Source organism: Thermostichus sp. MS-CIW-25, assembly GCF_054060015.1.
Genome location: NZ_JBSSCS010000029.1, coordinates 15477 through 35880, shown reverse-complemented (window position 1 = coordinate 35880; position 20404 = coordinate 15477). Strand labels below are relative to the sequence as shown.

16 protein-coding genes and 1 tRNA gene are annotated in these 20404 nt (G+C 60.2%); 6 read left to right on the top strand and 11 right to left on the bottom strand.

Annotated elements, in window-relative coordinates; genetic code table 11:
- Positions 1-114 precede the first annotated feature (114 nt).
- From ACVWZ1_RS10680 to ACVWZ1_RS10670, 3 genes are all read left to right on the top strand, one after another.
- Positions 115-726 (top strand): Jag family protein, encoded by a 612-nt coding sequence (locus tag ACVWZ1_RS10680; RefSeq protein WP_457503343.1) that lies wholly within the window; start codon positions 115-117, stop codon positions 724-726.
- An 89-nt stretch (positions 727-815) separates the two neighbouring features.
- Positions 816-1304: a YceD family protein gene (locus ACVWZ1_RS10675; protein ID WP_011433815.1), complete on the top strand. Its 489-nt coding sequence runs from the start codon at positions 816-818 to the stop codon at positions 1302-1304.
- Between the two features lie 8 nt (positions 1305-1312).
- A complete protein-coding gene (locus ACVWZ1_RS10670) occupies positions 1313-2224 on the top strand; it encodes a homogentisate phytyltransferase (RefSeq protein ID WP_457503342.1) in 912 nt (303 codons plus the stop codon).
- A gap of 210 nt (positions 2225-2434) precedes the next feature.
- Here ACVWZ1_RS10670 and ACVWZ1_RS10665 read toward each other — a convergent pair whose 3' ends face one another.
- Positions 2435-3235, bottom strand: a complete 801-nt coding sequence (locus ACVWZ1_RS10665; RefSeq protein WP_457503341.1) for a photosystem II S4 domain protein — start codon at positions 3233-3235, stop codon at positions 2435-2437.
- Positions 3236-3303: 68 nt separating this feature from the next.
- Here ACVWZ1_RS10665 and ACVWZ1_RS10660 point away from each other — a divergent pair.
- Positions 3304-3376: transfer RNA gene (locus ACVWZ1_RS10660), tRNA-His, on the top strand.
- Between the two features lie 308 nt (positions 3377-3684).
- On the opposite strand, the gene ACVWZ1_RS10655 is transcribed toward ACVWZ1_RS10660, so the two are convergent.
- From ACVWZ1_RS10655 to ACVWZ1_RS10640, 4 genes are all read right to left on the bottom strand, one after another.
- Positions 3685-5781 carry a hydantoinase/oxoprolinase family protein gene (locus ACVWZ1_RS10655; protein ID WP_457503339.1) on the bottom strand — a complete coding sequence of 699 codons (2097 nt, stop codon included), beginning with the start codon at positions 5779-5781 and terminating at the stop codon, positions 3685-3687.
- A 14-nt stretch (positions 5782-5795) separates the two neighbouring features.
- The gene (locus tag ACVWZ1_RS10650) at positions 5796-7046 is read right to left on the bottom strand and encodes an ATP-binding protein (protein WP_457503338.1); all 1251 of its coding nucleotides are present in this window, start codon (positions 7044-7046) and stop codon (positions 5796-5798) included.
- Positions 7047-7136: 90 nt separating this feature from the next.
- Complete coding sequence (locus tag ACVWZ1_RS10645) at positions 7137-7427, bottom strand: hypothetical protein (protein ID WP_011433810.1); 291 nt, start codon at positions 7425-7427, stop codon at positions 7137-7139.
- 65 nt (positions 7428-7492) lie between these two features.
- Positions 7493-9364, bottom strand: a complete 1872-nt coding sequence (locus ACVWZ1_RS10640; protein WP_457503337.1) for an FAD-dependent oxidoreductase — start codon at positions 9362-9364, stop codon at positions 7493-7495.
- An 87-nt stretch (positions 9365-9451) separates the two neighbouring features.
- Here ACVWZ1_RS10640 and metG point away from each other — a divergent pair, with 87 nt between their 5' ends.
- A complete protein-coding gene (metG, locus tag ACVWZ1_RS10635) occupies positions 9452-11008 on the top strand; it encodes a methionine--tRNA ligase (RefSeq protein WP_457503344.1) in 1557 nt (518 codons plus the stop codon).
- Here the strand turns inward: metG and ACVWZ1_RS10630 are convergent.
- From ACVWZ1_RS10630 to ACVWZ1_RS10615, 4 genes are all read right to left on the bottom strand, one after another.
- The gene (locus ACVWZ1_RS10630) at positions 11005-11553 is read right to left on the bottom strand and encodes a hypothetical protein (protein ID WP_011433807.1); all 549 of its coding nucleotides are present in this window, start codon (positions 11551-11553) and stop codon (positions 11005-11007) included. The genes metG and ACVWZ1_RS10630 overlap by 4 nt on opposite strands.
- Complete coding sequence (locus ACVWZ1_RS10625; protein WP_011433806.1) at positions 11550-11921, bottom strand: YtxH domain-containing protein; 372 nt, start codon at positions 11919-11921, stop codon at positions 11550-11552. Before ACVWZ1_RS10625 ends, ACVWZ1_RS10630 begins: the two co-directional genes overlap by 4 nt.
- A 96-nt stretch (positions 11922-12017) precedes the next feature.
- Positions 12018-14456: a primosomal protein N' gene (gene priA / locus ACVWZ1_RS10620; RefSeq protein WP_457503335.1), complete on the bottom strand. Its 2439-nt coding sequence runs from the start codon at positions 14454-14456 to the stop codon at positions 12018-12020.
- Positions 14457-14464: 8 nt separating this feature from the next.
- On the bottom strand, positions 14465-15838 hold the full coding sequence (locus tag ACVWZ1_RS10615) for a hypothetical protein (protein ID WP_457503334.1): 1374 nt from the start codon (positions 15836-15838) through the stop codon (positions 14465-14467).
- Positions 15839-16427: 589 nt separating this feature from the next.
- Between ACVWZ1_RS10615 and ACVWZ1_RS10610 the strand changes: the two genes are divergently transcribed.
- On the top strand, positions 16428-17981 hold the full coding sequence (locus ACVWZ1_RS10610) for a TolC family protein (RefSeq protein WP_457465791.1): 1554 nt from the start codon (positions 16428-16430) through the stop codon (positions 17979-17981).
- 414 nt (positions 17982-18395) lie between these two features.
- On the opposite strand, the gene rpsD is transcribed toward ACVWZ1_RS10610, so the two are convergent.
- Both rpsD and gmd read right to left on the bottom strand, forming a co-directional pair.
- Positions 18396-19007, bottom strand: coding sequence for a 30S ribosomal protein S4 (rpsD, locus tag ACVWZ1_RS10605; RefSeq protein ID WP_011432724.1), 612 nt, complete (start codon positions 19005-19007; stop codon positions 18396-18398).
- 176 nt (positions 19008-19183) lie between these two features.
- Positions 19184-20320 carry a GDP-mannose 4,6-dehydratase gene (gmd, locus tag ACVWZ1_RS10600; protein ID WP_414357356.1) on the bottom strand — a complete coding sequence of 379 codons (1137 nt, stop codon included), beginning with the start codon at positions 20318-20320 and terminating at the stop codon, positions 19184-19186.
- Positions 20321-20404 lie beyond the last annotated feature (84 nt).

Below are 20404 nucleotides of genomic sequence, written 5' to 3'. Positions count from 1 at the left end.
AACAGAAAGATCAACTGGTAGTAATCCGTACTGAACATATTATACATTATTTTCAGTATAGTTGAGCTTATTATTGACTAGAGTCATGCTCTTCAAAGTTGGAAGCTGCCCAGGATGAGCCGTCCTAAGTCTTCTACGGGATCTGCTGCTAAGAAATCTGAGGGAACCGTTGCCCCTTCGCCAAACAAGTCCACCTTTGCGGCCAATCAAGAGCGAGCCAGGCAGTGGTTACAGCAGGTGCTGGTGGCCATGGGGATCCCAGCGGCGGTGCGGGTGGTGGGGGAGGTGCTGGAAATCGAGGCAGACTCTTTGACCCCAGCTCAGAAGCGGCTGCTGTTGGCGAAAGCCCCCCCCTTGCCCTCTCCATCTTCCAGAGATTCCCCTCAAGAGGAGGATCGCTCCCCTGTGGTGCTGGATGCGTTGCAATATCTGGCCAACACCCTTCTCAACCTGAACCAGCCGGAAGACCAGCAGCAGCCCTACATTTTGGATTTGGACGGCTATCGGCAGCGGCGTTTGCAGGAGCTGAAGGTTTTGGTTGCCGCTGCTGTGGAAAAGGTGAGGGCCACTGGCCGGGAATACGAGTTTCCCGATCTCTCGGCTGCCGAGCGTCGGCAAATTCATACTCTCTTGAATGACCCTGCCTATGCCGATCTGGAAACTTTCAGCCGTGGCAAAGAGCCTGACCGGCGCTTGGTTATCCGTCGGGCAGCTTCCCCATCTTGAGAGTGGGCAGAGGGCTGGGAACAAGTTGGCCCTCTTGCTACGGTGACGACAGGGATCCCGGCTATCCAAAACGCGTGAAGGGGGGTGCCATGCTGAGGCCAATTCGTCTATCCGATCTGCGGCAGATGCCGGATCAAACCCAAGAATTGCAGTTCAGGCAGTTTTTTTCGGGCTTTGAGAGCTTGACCCCTGTGGAGGGATCCCTGGAAGTCAGCCATCGGGGCCATTTTCTCGAAGTGAGTGCTGAAGCTCGTACCATTGTCACCCTCACCTGCCACCGCTGCCTACAGCAGTTCAACCACCGGCTGCACCTGGAAGTTGAGGAGATCATTTTGATTCGGGATCCCGAACCTCTCCCCTTGGAGCTGGAATTGCAAGACGAAGAAGATCTGCTGGAGAGCCTGCCCCCCAATGGTGAGCTGGATGTCGAAGACTGGATGTACCAGCACCTGCATTTGGAGATGCCCCGCCAGTTGCCCTGCCGTCCCGATTGTCCGGGCATTGCGGTGGAAGCTACAGCACCAACGGCGGATCCCCGCTGGGCAGCCCTAGCTTCTCTCCTGGAAGACTCTCCCTAGCTTTTTTGATGTTGCGCCCACAAGTTCTCTGGCGTTTTGCTCGACCCCACACCGTCTACGGCACCAGCGCCAGCGTGTTGGGCCTCTACCTGTTGGCGGGGTTCGTGGCTGCTGGATCCCTGCAACCGGTTCTCTCCGCACTACCCCACCTGGTCTGGGCTTGGGCAGCCTGTTTGGCGGCCAATGTCTACATCGTCGGCTTGAATCAACTGACGGATGTTGAAATCGACCGCATCAACAAGCCCCATTTGCCCTTAGCTGCTGGATCCCTGGGTTGGCGACAGGGGGTGGGGATCGTCGTGGGTTGTGGAGCGGCGTCCGTCCTACTGGCCATGGCTGGGATCCCTTATCTGCTGCTGACGGTGCTTTTGAGCAATGGGATCGGCACGGCCTATTCGTTGCCCCCCTTGCGGTTGAAGCGTTTTCCGCTGGCGGCCTCGGCTTGCATCTACAGCGTGCGCGGCTTGATCGTCAATTTGGGCCTTTACAGCCATTTTCAGCAGGTGATGCAGGGAAGGGTCGAGCTTTCGGCTGCGATTGTTTGGCTGACGGGGTTTATGTCGATTTTTGGGCTGGTGATCGCCCTTTTCAAAGATATTCCCGACATGGAAGGGGATCGCCAGTTTGCCATTGCCACCTTCTCGCTGCGCTTTGGGCCAGAGCGGATCTCAAGGTTTTGTATCGGCATTTTGGCCTTTTGCTATCTGGGATTTATCGGGGTGGGAATCTCCTTTCTCCTTGCGGGCAACGGCTTCTGGCTGTTGGTGGGCCATGTGTTGGGGCTGGGGATCCTCTTGGGCTATGGTGTCCATCTGGATCTCAACCGCCGAGATGCGATCGTTGGCTATTATCAACTGATCTGGAAGTTGTTTTACTTGGAGTATTTGCTTTACCCTTGGGCCTTTTTCTCTTTTTTCTAGAGCATTTCTTGAAGCTGCAGTCGCTTCAAATTAGGGTGGACACCTGAGCTACTGATCGCGCCAGCGGGACGGAGTCCTTGAAAAGACTTCTGGCCCTATGCATTATTGCTCTACAACACTGACGCGACCAACGTTTCGGGTGTGGGCACAGTATCCTAGTTTGAACCAAAATGAGCATAACGATCTCCCCAAACTCAGACAGGAAAAAATCTAGAGATACCGCGTCATTTGCACTCGAAAGCGGCCTTTTTTCGTTTCGGCTACCTCTTCGATTTGCAGCCGACCCCGACCTCGAATGGCAATCCAATCCTGAGGGCCAACGGTGTAGCTGGCTTGGGTAATGGGCTTCCAATTGACCCGCACTTCCCCCCGTTGGATTTCTTCCACCATCTTGCTGCGGGAGATGCCAAACCCAGCTGAGGCTACCGCATCCAAGCGCAAAGAGGCTTCTATGCTGGTGATGGATTTGACGCGGGGGGGCTGAATGTTCAACTGGCTCAGGGGGATCCGGCTCACTTTGACAGGCACTGTGCGCACCTGCGTCAGGTTTAGGGCGAGGTAGTCCACCATTTCGGGCACAACGATGGCCTGGGCGCCTGAGTCTCCCAACACAAGGATGTCTCCCACTTTCTCGCGGGCGATGCCGGACGCCAACAGGGCTCCCAGAAAATCGCGGTGGGTGGCCGGGTCGAAGAGAAAGTTGCCTTGAATCTGAATGGCGGCCAATGGGATCCCTTCTGGGTCGGACTTTGGATCCCGGACATCCAGACCCACCTCAGAGCGGGCCAGGGCTATGCGTTGGCGCTCTGCTTGAGGGTACCCTCCCCAAGCCCACACTTGTAGTTCGGTCAAGTTGCACAGCCGAGCTTGCACCTCTGCTATTTCCGGTGGCGAGAGGAAGTCGCTCCAGACCACTTGCCAGGTTTTGAGAGCTTGCTCTCCCAAATCCAAGACCCGTGCCAAGGTTTCTCGATGCTCTGCCCCTCGCAACAAATCGGCTCTGGGTAGCATTTGGGGTGCTTCGACCTCTGTGGTTCAGTCCCGTTTTTCCCATGCTAAGCTAGATAGCCGGAATCACGGCGGGCGTAGCCAAGCGGTTAAGGCAGAGGATTGTGGATCCTCCATTCGTGGGTTCGAGTCCCATCGTCCGCCCTTGAGCGGAATCAGGAAAATTCAGTCAGGACAGGGCCACAGAGGCCAGTCCATCTATCTAGACCCTGACAAACGAAAACAGACAACACCCCATCTGGACGCAAAAATCGTGAAGGTATTCGTCAAGGTGATCTGGAGCACCTGCCTCTCCCTCTCAAAACAAGCTCTGCTGTGGTCTTTCAGGTTAGGGTGAGCTTCTGGCCCCCTGCATTATTGCTCCGCAACGCCGACGCGAGCAACGTTTTGGGTGTGGGCACAGTATCCTAGTTTGAATCGAAATGACCATGACGCTCTGCTTGCGGATGGACTCACCAGGACTTTGTCCCGCTATCGCGAACACAGCTCAAGATTAGGGTTCCCACTTCGTCAATGACCCCCGTCCAATCGGCTTCGATCACCGCAGTTGCCTCCGGCATCTCGACAATTGCCGGCCCGCGCAGTTGAAACCCCACACCCATGCGCTGCCGATCGTAAACCGGCACCAGGCGCATCCTGCCCCCAAACCATGCCTCTCGCCGACCCTTGAGGGGATCCCCTGGCAAAGGGTGGGGTGCAGTCAAAGGCACGGTGGGTAGGGCCTGCACCGCCTGTAGACGCAACTGAATCACCTCCACCGGCTGGGCCAAATCCTGCCATCCATAGCGTTGTCGGTGGGCCTGGTGAAACTGTTGCTCCAGATGAGGAATCGGATCTGACAACTGCACCGGGATCTCCAACTCAAAAGACTGGCCGCGATAGCGCAAGTCCAAGCTGAAGTGCAGCGCCGGATCCTGCAGATCGGCTCTCGCCTGGCGGATCAGGGGTTCTGCCCATTGGGCCAGCAGGGATCCCCCTGAAGCGGACGCAAGCTGCCGCAGAGGTTGGAGGATGGCCCGCCGATAGTCTCGCCGCAGATCTGCCAAAGCCATTCCCAGCGCCGAGAGCACCCCACAGGCAGCCGGGATCAAGATCGTGCGGATGCCCAGCTCTTCTGCCAAAGCACAGGCATGCATGGGCCCGGCTCCGCCGAAGGCCAACAGGGCAAAATCGGCGGGATCCAAACCCCGCTCCACGCTGATCACCCGCAAGGCCCGCGACATAGCGACGTTGGCCAAGGTGCGAATGCCAACGGCAGTTTCCTGCAAGCTCAAACCCAAGGGATCCGCCAGCGTGGCAATAGCCTGTTCCGCCAGCTCCCGCCGTAGCTGCACCGAGTTGCCCAGCCGCCCGCCATCCGGCAGGTACCCCAGCCAGAGGTTGGCATCAGTAACCGTCGGAGCTGTTCCCCCCCGACCGTAGCAGGCCGGCCCAGGGTTGGATCCGGCACTCTCTGGCCCCACCTGGAGCCCACCGCCGGGCAGCAAATAGGCCAGGGATCCGCCGCCGGCACTGACGGTGTGGATGTCAATTTGGGGCTGTTGCACGGGCAAGCCGCACACCACCGCTGCGGGAGTAACCTGGGGGATCCCATCTTGGATCAAGGCCACATCTGTGCTGGTTCCCCCCATATCGAAGCTGAGCAAGTGGGGGTAGCCACTCAGCCGACCCAGATAGGCCGCCCCGTAAACTCCGCCTGCCGGCCCTGAGAGCAAAGCCACCGAAGCATGGGCCGCCGCCTGAGGGATGGAGGTCACCCCGCCGGAAGACTGCATGATCAAGGGCTGGGGGATCCCTCGCTCCCGACATCCTTGGGCCAAGCGGTGCAGGTAGCCCGCCAGTGCCGGGCTGAGGTAGGCATCGATGGCGGTGGTGCTGAAGCGCTCGTATTCTCGGAACTCCGGCGCCACCTCGCAAGACAGGGAAAGATGTAGCTCCGGGAAAGCCTGTCGCAAGGCCATTCCCAGCCGCTGTTCGTGCTCCGGGTAGAGAAAAGAAAACAAAAACCCCACCCCAATAGCGCGGATCCCATCCCGCTGCACCCGTTCCCCCACCTCCTGCACCACCCGCCGGATTTCGGCATCGGTGAGCGGCTCCAACACTCCACCCACGCTGCAGCGCTCCTTCACCTCCAGGCAGTGGTGGCGGGGCACCACCGGCTCCGGCTTGGGCTGCGTCAGGTCATACAGAGAGGGGCGGTTTTGACGGGCAATGGCCAGCACATCCCGAAAGCCCGCCGTGGTCAAAAACAGGGTGGGGGATCCCTTGCGCTCCAGCAGCGCGTTGGTGGCCACCGTCATGCCATGGCAGAACAGGTCAACCCGGAGCTCTCCTTGGAGCGCCCCCAGCTTGTCCAGCGCCGCAAAGACTCCCTCCTCAGGGCTGGGGGTAGACAGCACCTTCGCCGTCTGAATCTGGCCGTCGCGCAGGAGCACCAGATCGGTAAAGGTGCCCCCCACATCGATCCCCAGGCGGGCCAAGCTGCGGCTTGCTTCCGTCTGATCCAGATTGGCCGGATCGATGTTGCTACCCAACGCTGACGCGACCATGGCTTCTATCGCTTCTATAGTCCATCGCTGTCCTTCACCAGCCCTGCCCGAACGGCATCCAAGAACTGGCGAGCAGTGCGACCGGAAAAGCCGTTTTGCTGTTGGGCCCAGATTAAGGCCTGGCGGCGCAGGGCATCCAGAGATTGGGTGAAACCCAGCCGCTGGGCCAAGTGTTCTACGGTTGCCAGGTAATCTCCCTGGGTGAAGGGGGTGAAGGTGAGGGTGAGGCCGAAGCGATCCCGCAGCGACAGCTTTTCCTGTACGGTATCCCAGGCGTGAACTTCTTGATCTTGGGGATTGGGTCGGTCGCCGAAAAACTCGCGGATGAGATGGCGGCGGTTGCTGGTGGCATAAAGGCGCACGTTGAGGGGCGGCGCGACGAGATCTCCCTCCAGGAGCACCTTGAGCTGCTTGAACTCGGTTTCCTCTGCCTCAAAGGAGAGATCATCCACAAACAAGATAAAAGGCAACACCTGCGCCCGCAGCTCTGCCAAAATTTCCGGCAACTGAATCAAGTCTGTTCGCCTCAGCTCCAATAGGCGCAACCCCTGCGGGCCGTAGCGGCGCAACAACGCCTTCACCAGAGAAGACTTGCCGGTGCCCCGCGCCCCGTAGAGCAACACATGCAAAGCCGGATCCCCCCGCAGCAGGGCTTCGGTGTTGGCCGCCAACTGCTGTTTCTGCCGTTCGTAGCTGTAAATCTCCTCCCAGTCAGGCAGATCGGGAGCGGGGATCCCTTGCAGCCCTGATGCCCCCCAGCGAAAGGCCCAGTAGCGAGCACAGATTCCCACCCCTTCTCGGCGATAGTGGGCAATCAAGTCCTCCAGGCTCAGGCCCCAATCGGCAAAAGGGCGGGGATCCCAGCCAGCGCTATCGGTTTCCCCATCGGGCCAGGGGATCCCGAACCCCAACGCCTGCATCTGCTCGGCAATGGTCTCCTGACTGTCCGCTAGGGTTTGCAGACAGCGCAGGTCGTGGCGGGCAGCCTGCATAAGAGGCTCTGGGATCCCTTGGGATCGCAGCGCCGCGCGGGAAAAGGGGTTATCGGCCCAGCCAATCTCCCGGATCAGCCACTCCCGCCAGCTCAGGCCCTGCCGGGCCAAAAGCTCAAACCAGCGCCCGTAGGCCCTCCAGCAAGGCAAGGGATCCCCACTCATCAACTGCTGGATTAGCTCCTGCCAGGCTAGGGCTAGGGGGTGGGTGCAGATGTCCCGGAATACCAGCAGCTTGGCCGCTGCTTCTGCTGCTTCTTGGAGGGGGGTCATCGCTTGAAGCCGCTCTAACTTGGCGTTGCTTATCCGCTCCCTAGGGGAGGAGACTGGGGGTAGTTGCGTTAACAACACGGAGCGCTTGAGTTACCTGGCATTGTCCCGCCGGCCCAGTTCATAGAGGCCTCCGCCGACGCAGGCGATCAGGCCGCAGGAGACGGCCCAGCTTTTGCCCAAGGAGATCTCCGTCAGGGCTACCACCAAGCCTGCTGCCAGCAAAAAGGGAAGGGTGCTCAGCAAGGAAGCCAAAGCTCCACTGGGATCCCATAGCAATTGCTTTTCCCAGCTCTCCTGCAGCTTTTGATGCAGCGGCGAAAACCCCCACATTAGCCCTAAGCCCCACAGAGCCGTGGCGGCCCATAAAGAGGGGCGAAGCATCTCCCAGCCCACAAGTCCAACCCCAACGGGATCCACCGGTCAACTCCCAACCCTGCCTTTCTAGGCTAGCGGGATTGGGCCCAATCGGTGGCAGTGATGGTGGTGCCAGGAAATTGAATGGGGTTGCCCAAGCTCTGGATTTGGGCCTGGAGAGCTGGCAACAGCCGCAAATCCAAAAGCGGCTCCTCCACGATCGCCGCCGGGATCAGATCCCGTTCTAGGGCAAAGTGGGCCGTGTGGCCGGCGGCGGTGCCAATGGCCCATTCCACCGGATGCACCCGGTAGGAGGCACTGGCAATGCGGCTGGTGGCGATATTTTTGTTGCCGGCCAAAAGGTTGTCGATGCGCTGGGGGATCAGAGCCCGCAGGGGGATCTGGTAAGGGTAGCTGGGGGCCTGCGCGTCTTTGTTGTTGCTGGGGGGCAGGGAAAAACCCGGCAGCAGGCAATCGTGAAAGTCGATGGGGTACTGGCCCACCCCCACTGAGTCGTAGAAGATAAAGGGGCGACCACGATTCAACTCCGATTCCCGCGTGGTGATATCCGACTCGTAGATGGTAAATCCCTGCGGGTAGGCCCCACTGGGGCGACCGATGATGCGCCGTGACTCGCGGATATAAGGGTACTTGGAGAGGCCGCTGGCAGTTCCCATGGGGGTATTGGGCCCCCGTAGGTAGGCATAGCGCAAGTAGAAGTCTTTTTGAAAGTTGGGATCCTCCTGCTGCAGGAGAAAATCTGTCCTTCCCGCCACCAGCCAGTAGAAAAAGCCCTTGGCATGTTGCTCGCCCCGCCGCAGGGCTTCCACCCGCAAGCCCCCCATCCAGCCGCCGGGATCCAACTGGCCTGAAGCCTGCAACTGCTCGTGGGTGAGGATGAAATTCTTATCCGGCCCTGTGATGCGCCAGTCGTTGCCCCAAGTCCAGTTTTGCATTGACTGATCCCCCACCCGAATGGCCTCTTCCCCAAAGCCGAACACCTGCCCCCGGATGCGGCGGTAGGTGAAGATCAGCGCAAAGTTGAAGCGAGGGTGTTCGTAACTGTAGTAGGGGCCGTGCAGGGGATCGTTGTAGAACTCCGGCTTGACCGGCACCTGCGGCACGGGGAAGCGCTCCATGACAAAGGTGTAGGTGAAGCCCTGGGTACAGTAGGGATCCACGTAGGGCTTGGAGCTGGGTTCCCAGCGGCTTTGGCCATCAGTTCCCAGGCGGTAGGGCACCCGCGCCAAGGGCAGCAGCTCGCCGGTTTCGGTGGCGTCGATCACCACCCAGGGCAGGGTTTTCCCCTGGCGTTCTGGCGGCGGCTCAAAGCGCAGGATCTCCTTGTCCCAGTCGTCGGTGGGTTCTAGACGATAAAAATCGAGAAAGTAGCTGGAGAGATCCCCTCGATTCTCTGGCTGGACGCCGGCGTGTTTGGGGATGTTGCGGATGGCCTGCACGCTGCGGATTTGGTAATCCGCAATCTCCAAGTCTTTGACCACCGTCTCCGTAAATAGCCGCAACTGCCCCGACTGCAGATAGGGATCCAACATCTCCCGAATCACCTGGTGGCCCACCTGAGGGGAAAAGCAGAGCACGCTCACCCAGCATTTGCCCGGATTGGGATCCCCGCCGTATTTTTCCCGTACCCGCCGGCGAAACTCGCTGTAGCCTTTGGGGAAGATGTCATTTTCTCGCTGCAGGGGTCGCTCGTCCAAAGCGGAGACTCCCTGGGCGCTCACCTGCCCCCCAATCCAATCGCTGATCTCCGTCATGCACACCTGCCGGCCCAGTTGCAGCGCGTCATAGGCCGCCGCCACCCCCCCCAGCCCACCCCCCGCGATGAAAATCTCACAGGGGATCCGGGTTTCCGGCAAGGGCTGGGCCAGAGCCGCTCCGGCGCCCAGGATCCCTGCTCCCAACGCCACACCGCTCCACCCCAGAAGGTTGACCTGAAGTTTCATCGAATGACCTCTCCACACCCACGCTCTGGCTTGGCCTTTTGGACTTTCCGGCAACCTCTATCATGGGAGAAAGCCTTGGGGATGCTCATGCCGGATTCCACCTTTGTCATCACCACCCCCATCTACTACGTCAACGCCGCTCCCCACATCGGCAGCGCCTACACCACCCTGGTGGCGGATGCCATTGCCCGTTACCATCGCCTGCGGGGCAAGGATGTGCTGATGGTGACGGGAACCGACGAGCACGGCCAGAAGATCCAGCGCACCGCCGAAGAACGGGGCGTTCCGCCGCAGCAGCACTGTGATGAGTTTTCTGCCGAGTTTGCGAAACTGTGGCACCTACTCCACATCCGCCACGACCGCTTCATCCGCACCACGGATCCCCGCCACAAGGCCATTGTGCGGGAGTTTTTTCAGCGGGTCTGGGATCAGGGAGATATTTTCATTGGCCGGCAGCAGGGTTGGTACTGTGTGGCCTGCGAAGAGTTCAAAGACGAGGCCGAGCTGCTGGAGGGAGGATTTTGCCCCCTGCACCCCACCAAGAAGGTGGAGTGGAAAGACGAGGAAAACTACTTCTTTCGCCTCTCCCGCTACCAAGAAAAGCTGGAGGCCCTCTATGCCGAGCAGCCGGAGTTTATCCAGCCGGAAAGCCGCCGCAATGAGGTGATCAACTTTGTCAAGCAGGGCCTGCGGGATTTTTCCATCTCTCGCCCTAGTGTCTCCTGGGGGATCCCCTTCCCGGCAGATCCCGGCCAAACCCTTTATGTTTGGTTTGATGCCCTCATCAACTACATCAGTGCTGCTTTGGATCCTGACGACGAGCCCACCTTGGCAAATGCCCTACGCCGCTACTGGCCTGCGGATGTCCACCTGGTGGGCAAGGATATCGTCCGCTTTCATGCCATCTACTGGCCGGCTATGCTCATGTCGGCCGGTCTGCCTCTGCCCAAACAAATCTTTGGCCACGGCTTTCTCACCAAAGATGGCCTCAAGATGAGCAAAAGCTTGGGGAACACGGTGGATCCCTTTGAGCTGGTGCAGCAATACGGCGCCGATGCCGTGCGCTACTACTTCCTGACGGAAATCGAGCTGGGCAAGGATGGCGATTTTAGCGAGGGCCGCTTTATTGACGTGCTCAACGCCGATCTGGCCAACGACCTGGGCAACTTGCTCAACCGCACCCTCAACATGCTCAGGAAATATCAATCCGACTACCGCGTTCCCGCCGTCGGGATCCCTGCAGATCACCCCCTCAAAACCCTGGCCGAGACCCTTGCCCCTCTGGTGGCCGCGGCCTACGAGCGGCTGGATCCCAGCTCTGCTGCCCGCAAAGCCCTCAGCTTAGCCCAGGCCAGCAACAAATACCTTGATGAGCAGGCTCCTTGGACGCTGCACAAGCAAGGGCAAAACGAACGGGTGGCCCAGATTCTCTACGCCGTTTTGGAAAGTGTGCGCTGGGTGGCAGTCCTGCTCTCCCCCCTCATTCCCGCTCTCAGCCTCAAGATCCTGCAGCAGCTGGGGTTCTCCCTCGCCGACACCCTGCAACTGCGCTGGGATCCCGATGCGACTTGGGGCCAGCTTCCCCCCGGGCAAGAGCCCCAGCCTCCTACGCCTGTCTTTCAGAAGATCCTGAGGAACGCCTAGGGATTGGCGATGTCCGGTCGGGAAGATTGGGCAGCGGCTTGGGATCCCTCTGGTGTGGCTCCGCCGGCAAAAGGGCGGTCACCTCCCAGGGGAAGTGTTGATGAAGCAGCGGAGAAAGAACGGTTGGATGGGTCGGATGGGCGCAGCCGCGGGTTGTGAATCGCGCCAGTGGTGGGGGGCACTTCGCCGGACAGCGTCTGCCAGGCTGCCCGTACCCCTGCCCAAAAGCTGCGGATATTGACTTGGGCGCCCTGCGCTTGGGTGCGTGCTCCTTCGATGGAGCGGTTGACCTGCTTCACCACTTGCCCAGCCCCTTTCACCCCTTCGTCGAGGCTGTCGGCAATCTCGCTCACTTCCAGGCTGGTCAGGCGCAGGGCCTCCAGCGTGGGCGGCAATTCCCGCAGCAGCGTGTCGAAAAAGCGCTCCACGCTCTGGGCAGCTCGACCCAGTTGAATGACGGCAGGTAGTAGGGTCAGGATCACTGCCAAAATGCCCACTGCTACCAGGCCTACCGAGAGGCCGAGCCAAAAGACCGGGTCGTTCATCCCGCCGCCTCCTCCCCATCCCGAGCTTCTAGGTCAGCTTCTTCCCCGCCAAAGGGACGCGAGTTCTGGGCTTGGAGCAGCTCCCTTCGCTTCTGCAACATGGCTTCTTTGCCCACCGCCACTGCCTGCTGCAGCCGCAGCAGAGCCTCATCCAAACTGCGTTGAGCAGCGTCGAACAACTTTTCCGATTGATATTGCAGACTGCTGGTCACATCTTCTGCCACCTCTGGCAGGGCCTCTGCCGATTTCTTCAGCAGTCGCCGCGTCTCCCGTCCGCTGCGGGGAGCCAAGAGCAGGCCAATGGCGGTGCCCACAGCAGTTCCCAGCAACAGCCCACCAATAAACGCGCCAGTCCGGTTTTCAGCCATGCTTTGCCAGAGTTGAGTTGGATACGGGTGGCCCCGAAACTAGACTACCTCAAGATCTCTCTAGATCTCTGGGCTCTCTGCTTTCGCCGACCGCCCCTAGAGAATCCGCAGGGGATCCACATCCAGGCTGACGCGGATCCCTTGGGGGGGATGGCCAATTGCGGCCTGGATCTGCGCAGCCAGCTTCGGGCGATCCCAATCTTGGTCGGGCAGTTGCTTCAGCAGGATCTGCCAGCGGTAGCGTCCGGCAACCCGCTCCACCTGGGCCGGCCCCGGCCCCAACACCTCTGCCGGGATCCCCTGTAGGCGTTCGGCCACCCGATGGCAGTAGCGCTCCAGGGCTTCCAGGCGGGTGCTGCTCAAGCGGATCAAAATCAAAGCTCGGTGGGGAGGATAGCCCCCCTCTCGCCGTTGTTGCAGTTCTGCCTGCAAGAAGCCCTCGTAATCTTGGGCCAGTACCGCCCTCAAAATCGGGTGCTCCGGCAGATAGGTCTGGATAATCGCCTGTCCTGGCAGGGATCCCCGGCCCGAGCGCCCTGCCACCTGGGTGAGCAGTTGAAAGCTGCGCTCGCCGGCGCGATAGTCGGCTTGGTGCAACAGCCCATCGGCGGCCATCACGCCCACCAAGGTTACCTGGGGTATGTCCAGCCCTTTGGTGAGCATTTGCGTGCCCACCAGCACCTGGGCCTTGCCGCTGCGAAACTGCTCCAGCAAATCGCGATGGGATCCCTTGCGGCGGGTGGCGTCGCTGTCGTAGCGCAAAATCGAGAGCTGGGGCCAATGCTGGTGCAGCACTTCCACCACTTTTTGGGTGCCGGTGCCGAAGTGCTTCAGGTAGGGGGATCCACAGGCGGGGCAGCGCTGCGGATGGGGTTGGCGGGCGCCGCAGTAGTGGCAGCGCAGTTCCTGCCCGCCGAGATGGGCCAGATGAAAGGTGAGAGAAACATCACAATGCTCGCAGGTGAGGACAAACCCGCAGCTACGGCACAAGACGAAGGTGCTGTGGCCGCGGCGGGGGACAAAGAGAATGGCCTGTTCCCCTCTGTCCAGCGTCTGCTGCAGGGCCTGGTGTAGACGGCGGCTGAGGATGCTGCGGTTGCCGGCTTGGAGCTCCTGGCGCATGTCCACCAGCTCCAGTTGGGGCAGGGTGGCCGGGATCCCAGCTTGGGGGATGCGCTGCGGCAGGGCCAGCCGGATCCACCGCTGCGGATCCTGCAGATGGGCGGCATAGGTTTCCACCGCTGGGGTTGCACTGCCCAGGACCAGGGGACAACCGGCCAGCTCGGCCCGCCACTCGGCCACCTGACGGGCGTGGTAGCAGGGCTGGGGCTGATCCTGCTTGAAGCTGTCGTCGTGCTCTTCGTCCAAGACGATCAGGCCCAGCTTGGACAAGGGGGCAAACACCGCCGAGCGGGTGCCGATCACCACTTGGGGGGTGGAGGACAGCATCTGCCGCCAGGTGTCGTAGCGCTCGCCTTCCGAGAGGCCGCTGTGGTAGGCCCACACCTGGGATCCCAGCCGCGCCCGAAACCGATCCATCAGTTGCGGGGTAAGGCCGATCTCGGGCACCAGCACCAGCGCCGACCGTCCTTGCTGCAGCACCTGGGCGATCACCTGCAGGTACACTTCCGTTTTCCCAGAACCGGTGACCCCGTGCAGTAAAAACCGCTGGAACCGGCCCAAAGCTTGCCGGATCGCCTCTACCGCCTGGGCCTGGGCGGCCGTCAAGGGCCTGGGCGGATCCCGCCACCCCGGCAGGCTGGCATCTCCCAGCCGCAGCAGTGGGCGCTCGTAGAGGTGGACACGGCCTTTGCGGGCCAACCCCTGCAGAACCGCTCGGCTCACTCCTGCCAGGCGCTCCCACTCGGCGAGCAGCAGCTCTCCCCCCTTCTGCTTGAGGATCTGCAGCGCCTTCTGCTGAGGGAGGCTCAGCCCCTCTGGGGAGTCGTCGGCCAGACTGGCGGCCAGCTGGGTTTTCACCCTGCCCCCCTGTTGCTCCTGCCAAAAGCTCTCCACCCAACCCCGTCGCTGCAGTTCCCGCAGGGCGAGGGCGGCAGTGGGCACCTGCTGTTGCACATAGCGCCAAGACAGCTCTCCCCCTTTGGCCTGAAGCAGCTGCAGCAGGGTTTGGGCAGCCGGCGAACATTCCTCCCCTTCGGCAGGGAGCCTGAGCAAGCGGACACGCCGCTGAGAACGGCTGAGCAAGCCGGGGGGCAATACCGTGCGCACCACCTGGGCCAGAGGGGTGAGGTAATAGTCGGCCACCCGCTGCAGCAGGGGCCAGAATTCTTTGGGCAGGATCCCTTTGGCCACCACCGCCTCGATCTCCCGCACCGACTGCGGATCCACCCCTGCCGGCAGCTCGGAGCGCCAACCCAAGGCCACTGCCCCCGCCATTTGCTGACCAAAGGGTACGCTGAGCAGGTCGCCCGCTTCTGGCGCGGATCCCTCTGGCACACGATAGGTAAAGCATCCCCCCAACTGGGGATGATCCACCCACACCTCCAGCCAGCGGGGAGGAACAGGCTGCAACACGGGATCCCTCACGGACGGGGCAGAAACCTCGGCAGATCGACCGCCCGCTTGCTTGCCCGAGCCGGCAGAGGCTGAACTGTGGACTTTGGCTTAGCAGCAGGGGTTGGAGACAGAGGCTGGCCCAGGGACTCTGTTCGCGTGAGTGTGCCGGAGGCATTGGACTCCACCCCGCCGGCCCGAGGTGGGACATCCAAGCCTTTGCGCTCCAAAGCCGCCTTCAAGCTCAGCACATGCATCTGCTGCTGCTCATATTTTTCTCGGAGGGAGCGGTTTTCTTCGCAGAGGGCGGCACGCTCCGCCTGCAGAGCTTTGATCTGCTCTGTTTGCTTCTCCAGTTGCCCAGATAGGGCTGTGATCTCTTCTTGCAGGTGGAGAATGGCCATTTGGGCAGAGTGCAGTTCCGGCTGTCGGTCGGGCTGAGCGGCCAACTGCTCCAAGGCAGCCTGCAACTGCCGCTCCATGGCGGAGAGATGCTGCTGGGCTTGGGCGTACTGTTCCTGCAGATGGCGGTGCTCTTGCTGCCAACGGGTAACTTCCGCCTGGGCTTGAGAGAGGGCCACTTGCAGCGCTTCGGCCTGGGCCTGCCACTGCTGTTGAAGCTGTTGCTGCGCCAGGGATCCCTGACGCAGGTGCTCCTGTTGAGCTTGCAAAGCCGCCAATTGAGCTTGGGCTTCGGCCAGGGCTGCTTCCAACTCCTGCCGCTGTTCCCGCCAGCGCTGCTCGGCCTCGGCTTCTGTCTCGGCATAGCCTGCCAAACGGGCCTCGAGGTGTTCCCGTTGCTCCTGCCAGGCTGCCTGTTGGTCGCTGTACAAAGCTCGCAGGCTGCTCAGCTCCGCTTGAGTTTCGGCAATTTGGGTGCGGGCCAGAGAAAGCTCTGCCTTAAAACGCTGCAACATCTCCACCCGTTTTTCTGCCACATCTTGGGCTTCCAGAAGAGAAGCTTGCAGCTCCTGCTGGCGCTGTTCCCATTGACGGCGCTCCTGAGCGTGGGCCAAGCGTAGCTGCTCAATCTGCTCCTGCAGGGCCTCGATATCTTGCCGCTGCCGTTCATTTAGGCGTTGCCGAGCCGCCAGTTGAGCTTCCTGCTCCGAGATCTGCACTTTCTGATCCGCCAAAGCCTGCTGCAACTGTTGCAAGAGGTGCTCCCGCTCCTGCAGCGCCTTTTCTTGTTCGGCCACCTTCTGGCGCAAAGCCTGCAGTTGTTCCTGAAGAACTCGCCGCTCTTGGAGCTCGGCTTCGGCTTTGAGCAGACGGCTCTCCAAGGGCTGTTGCTGCCTCAGGGCCAAATGGCGCTCCGTGCTGGGATCCGGTTCGGATGCTGAACAGCCCGCATGAGTCTCTGAAAGGATGGGATCCGAGTCACCTGAAGAGGGAGCACGCATAGATTGAAGGAGAGATGAAGAAGCGGGAGCAAATGATAAAGTTCCCTGCAGTATAGAGAGATTTTTGGGCGGGTTCAAGCCAGAAGGGTGATCTTGTAAAATCTCCTGCTGCTCCGCACGGCGCGGAGTGCTATCGGCCTGTTTTGGCCGCGCTCTTGCTTCTGAGGTTCCCAAATCCCCGGACTGGGCAGAAGGGCTTGGCTTACTTTTTTTCGGCCGCGAGGCCCGATCCCGACCGGAAGAGGTCTCCCCTTGCTTGGGCGTGCTCTGAGAGTCTGCCACCTTGCCCCCTTTCATCGCCCACAACACCCACCCCCGCCATCACGGACAGATGGCCCCACCATTCTAAACTGAGTCTAAATCTAAATCGACTCGGTCTCAATCCAAGCGTCTCTGCTGAGTGTAGAGGAGTCCCGCCCGTGCTCGGAGCTCCTGGCAGACGCAGGTCGGCCTCATCGTTGCAGGGGCAAATGCGAGGACTCGCTTCCACTGGCCCGAACAGGGCAGCCAGAGAGCCTGTGGAAAACCGTCTTATCTTTGTCCTTTCTTTTGCGATACTGCTAGGGGTGATGTTGAGAATGACAGCACGATGGCGATGCAAAATGGAGCCAGGGATCCGCTTCAACTTCCTCAACAGCAGACGGGCTCGGCGGGATCCCAGTTGTGCCTTGCCTGTTCTGCTCCCTGTGGCCTACTGTTGAGCCTGCTCTGGGTTGTCCCTGCTCTTGCTCAGCCGGAATCTCCCAGCTCTGCTGCCTTTGCTCTGCCCAACAGCCGCGAAATCCTCACCCCCCCACCCCCCCCCACCCTATCGATTCCCCCCAACCCTGCTGACTCCACCCCTGCGGCTGACCTGACTCTAAAGGGGGCTTTGACGGCTGAAGAATTGGTGGTGCCCCAATCCCCCTTGCAGGTGCGCATCGAGCGAAGGGAGGGCTTGTCTTTGGAAGAAGCTCTGGAGATCGCCGTTGCCCAGAACCCGGCTGTGCAGCGGGCCAGACTGACTGTCGAGCGGGCCGAGGCCGGGGTAGCTCTAGCTCAAGCTGCCTTTGCTCCCACCCTCTCCAGCCGTGCCAACTACCAGTACAGTGAGGCTCCCTCTCCGGGTGGTGGGCCAAGGCGCGAATCCCACACCCTCTCGGCCAGTGTGGTGCGGGTGGAGTATACCGCTTTTGACAGTGGCCTCAGGGAGCAAAACCTGAAGCTGGCCCAGGAAGCTCTGCGCATCGCCCAACTGCAACTGGAGCAAACGCTGCAGACGGTCAAACAAGCTGTGGCCAATGCCTACTACGATCTGCAAAGCGCAGATGCCAGGGTTGCCATCAGCCAAGCTGCCGTTGAAAGCTCTGAAGCTACTCTGCGGGATGCTCAAGCTCGAGAAGGGGCCGGGCTGGGTACCCGCTTTGAGATTCTCCAGGCAGAGACGGAATTGGCCAACAATCGACAAACCTTGCTGGTGGCCCAGAACACCCAGCAACTGAATCGCCGCCGCCTGGCCGAACTGCTGAATTTCCCCAGCCCCACCGACGTGTTGGCCAGCGACCGCATCGAGCCGATGGGAGAGTGGGATCTCAGCCTGGAAGAGACCATCATTGCTGCCTTTGCCCAACGACAGGAATTGGAGAGCCGACGCCGAGAATTGGAGCAGGCCCAAAGCCGTGTGCGCCTAGCACAGGCCCGCAATGGCCCCCGAATTGGCTTATTCGCCAGCCTCGATGCCGTTAACGATTTCAACGCCAGCCGCGATAGCTTTGATGTTGGCTATTCGGTGGGAGCCAATTTCAGCTTGACTTGGTTCGATGGGGGAGAAGCGGCTGCCCAAGCCCGCCAAGCTCAGATCGACGGGCAGGTGGCCGTGAGCAATTTCGTCGGCACCCGCAACGAAATCCAGCGGGGGGTGGAAGAAGCCTTTCTGACCCTCAGCTCCAGCCGTGAACAGATCGACTCGGCCAAAGTGGCAATTGCCTCGGCAGAAGAGAGCCTGCGCTTGGCCCGGCTGCGTTTGCAAGCAGGGGTGGGCACCCAAACCGAGGTGATCAATGCTGAAGCTGCTCTCACCACTGCTCGTGGCAACCTTTCCAATGCTGTAATCGCCTACAATCGCGCCTTGGTGCAACTGAAACGGGCCATTGGCAGCCTTTGACCTGAGCCTTTCTCCCTCACTCCCAGCCCTTCTTCCAAAAGGAGAGGGGTGCTATGGATACCGCGACGAAACAGTTCTATTCCAAGCTGGAAGTATAGTTGCTTCAGGTTAGGCTGAGACAGCCAGGCTATTGAGAGAAACCTTCTGGCCCTCTGCATTATTGCTCTGCAACGCTATTGCTCCGCAACGCTGACGCGAAGACGCGACCGACATTTTAGTTGTGGGTACAGTGTCCTGGTTTGAGTCGAAATGACTATGACCCCAGCGCTGCGCATTGCCAACGCGAGCAAGAAAGAGGGGGAACTCTGTGAAGACTATGAAAAAGCAAACCGTGAAAAATCCCCTGCCTTCGGGTGTGGGGAGAACGTCAAACCGCCCCCCCCTGCAATTTGTAATGGCCACAAAAGGGGATCCCTAGAGCTTGCGGGAATAGAACTCGACCACCAAAAGCTCGTTGACCGGGGCGCAAATTTGCTCGCGGGGGGGCAATTCCTTGATGCGTCCGCGCAGCTTTTCTTTGTCAAACTCCAGGTAGTCTGGCAAGAACAATCCCGGATACTCCGCGTAGGCGGCCACCAGCTTGCGGGAAGATTCCTTGTTTTTTACCGTAATCACATCCCCCACTTTGCAGCCATAGCTGGGAATGGTTACCTTTTGGCCGTTAACCTCTATGTGGCCGTGGCTCACGAGCTGCCGAGCTGCCGGAATGGTTGGAGCCATGCCAAGACGAAATACGATGCAATCCAACCGCATTTCCAGCATTTGCAGCAAGGCCAAACCGGTGGATCCCTTGGAGCGCCGTGCCTTGCGCATGTAGCGGATCATCTGCCGCTCGCTCAGCCCGTAGTTGAAGCGCACCTTCTGCTTTTCTTCCAGGCGAATGGCATATTCGGATTTTTTCTTGCGCTCGGCCCCGTGCATACCGGGTGGATTGGTATTTTTGGGGCGCTTGCGCGTCAAACCGGGCAGATCAAGTCCCCCGAAGCGACGAATGATTTTTAGGCGGGGACCTGTGTAGCGGGACATGCGGGCATTTCTCCAAAATCAGCAAACAAACTCTGCAAGAGATGGTCAGCTAGGGAGCAAGAGTACAAACCACCAAAAGAATCGGCGATCTACTATATTAAGCGTTTGATCCCTACTTTGGGCAAGGGGGCAAGGCTGTCTTTTGGGATCCCGTCTCCACCGTTCTAACTGTCTTGTCAGTCGTAGTGAACCCCCATTTGGGTGCGGATGAAGGCGCGATCTTCGCTGAGCAGGCCGTTGAGGGTGCGCCGTTCCCCCAAGATGGGATCCGGATCCAGGCCGATGGCTTCCAAGTCGGCCAGCACCATCAGCTCCACCAATTGCGGGAAGCTTACTTTGGGTTCCCACCCCAGGACTCGCTTGGCTTTTGAAGCATCCCCCAACAGCAGATCCACCTCGGTTGGGCGGTAGTAGCGGGGGTCGATCTCGATCAACACTTGGTCTTTGTACAGCCCCTGTTCGGCTTGGCCGGAGCCTTTCCAGGTAATCGGCAGGCCCACCAGCGCGAAGGCCCGTTCCACAAACTCACGCACGGTGTGGGTTTCCCCAGTAGCCAGCACATAGTCATCCGGCTGGGGTTGTTGGAGCATCATCCACATCCCCTCGACGTAGTCTTTGGCGTAGCCCCAGTCCCGCTTGGCATCCAGGTTGCCCAGGTACAGCTTGCTTTGCTTGCCGGCAACGATGCGGCTGACGGCGCGGGTGATCTTGCGGGTTACAAAGGTTTCCCCTCGCCGTGGGCTTTCGTGGTTAAACAAGATACCGTTGCAGGCGAAGAGGTTGTAGGCTTCGCGGTAGTTGACCGTCTGCCAGTAGCCGTACACCTTGGCACAGGCATAGGGGCTGCGCGGGTAGAAGGGGGTGGTCTCCTTTTGCGGGATCTCCTGCACCAGGCCGAACATCTCCGAGGAGCCTGCCTGGTAAAACTTCACCCGGATCCCGGTGCGCTGCTGATAGTCGCGGATGGCCTCTAGGAGACGCAGGGTACCCATGGCCACTGCATCAACAGTGTATTCCGGCGCATCAAAGCTCACCCGCACGTGGGATTGGGCCCCCAGGTTGTACACTTCCGTCGGCTGCACCTGTTCCAGGATCCTGCGCAGGGTGGTGCCATCCGTGAGATCCCCGTAGTGAAGGAATAGCCTAGCCTGGGGGTCATGGGCATCCACGTAGATGTGGTCGATGCGGTCGGTGTTGAAGGTGCTGGCGCGGCGGATGATGCCGTGAACTTCGTAGTTTTTCTGCAACAACAGCTCGGCCAGGTAAGAGCCATCCTGTCCGGTGATGCCGGTAATTAGGGCACGTTGGGTCATAGAGTTGGGGGCAAAGATCGGGAAAAATGAAGAACCAAGTGGCTCAAGGCTCAAGTCCAATGGCAAACCTCAAAGCGGAGACCT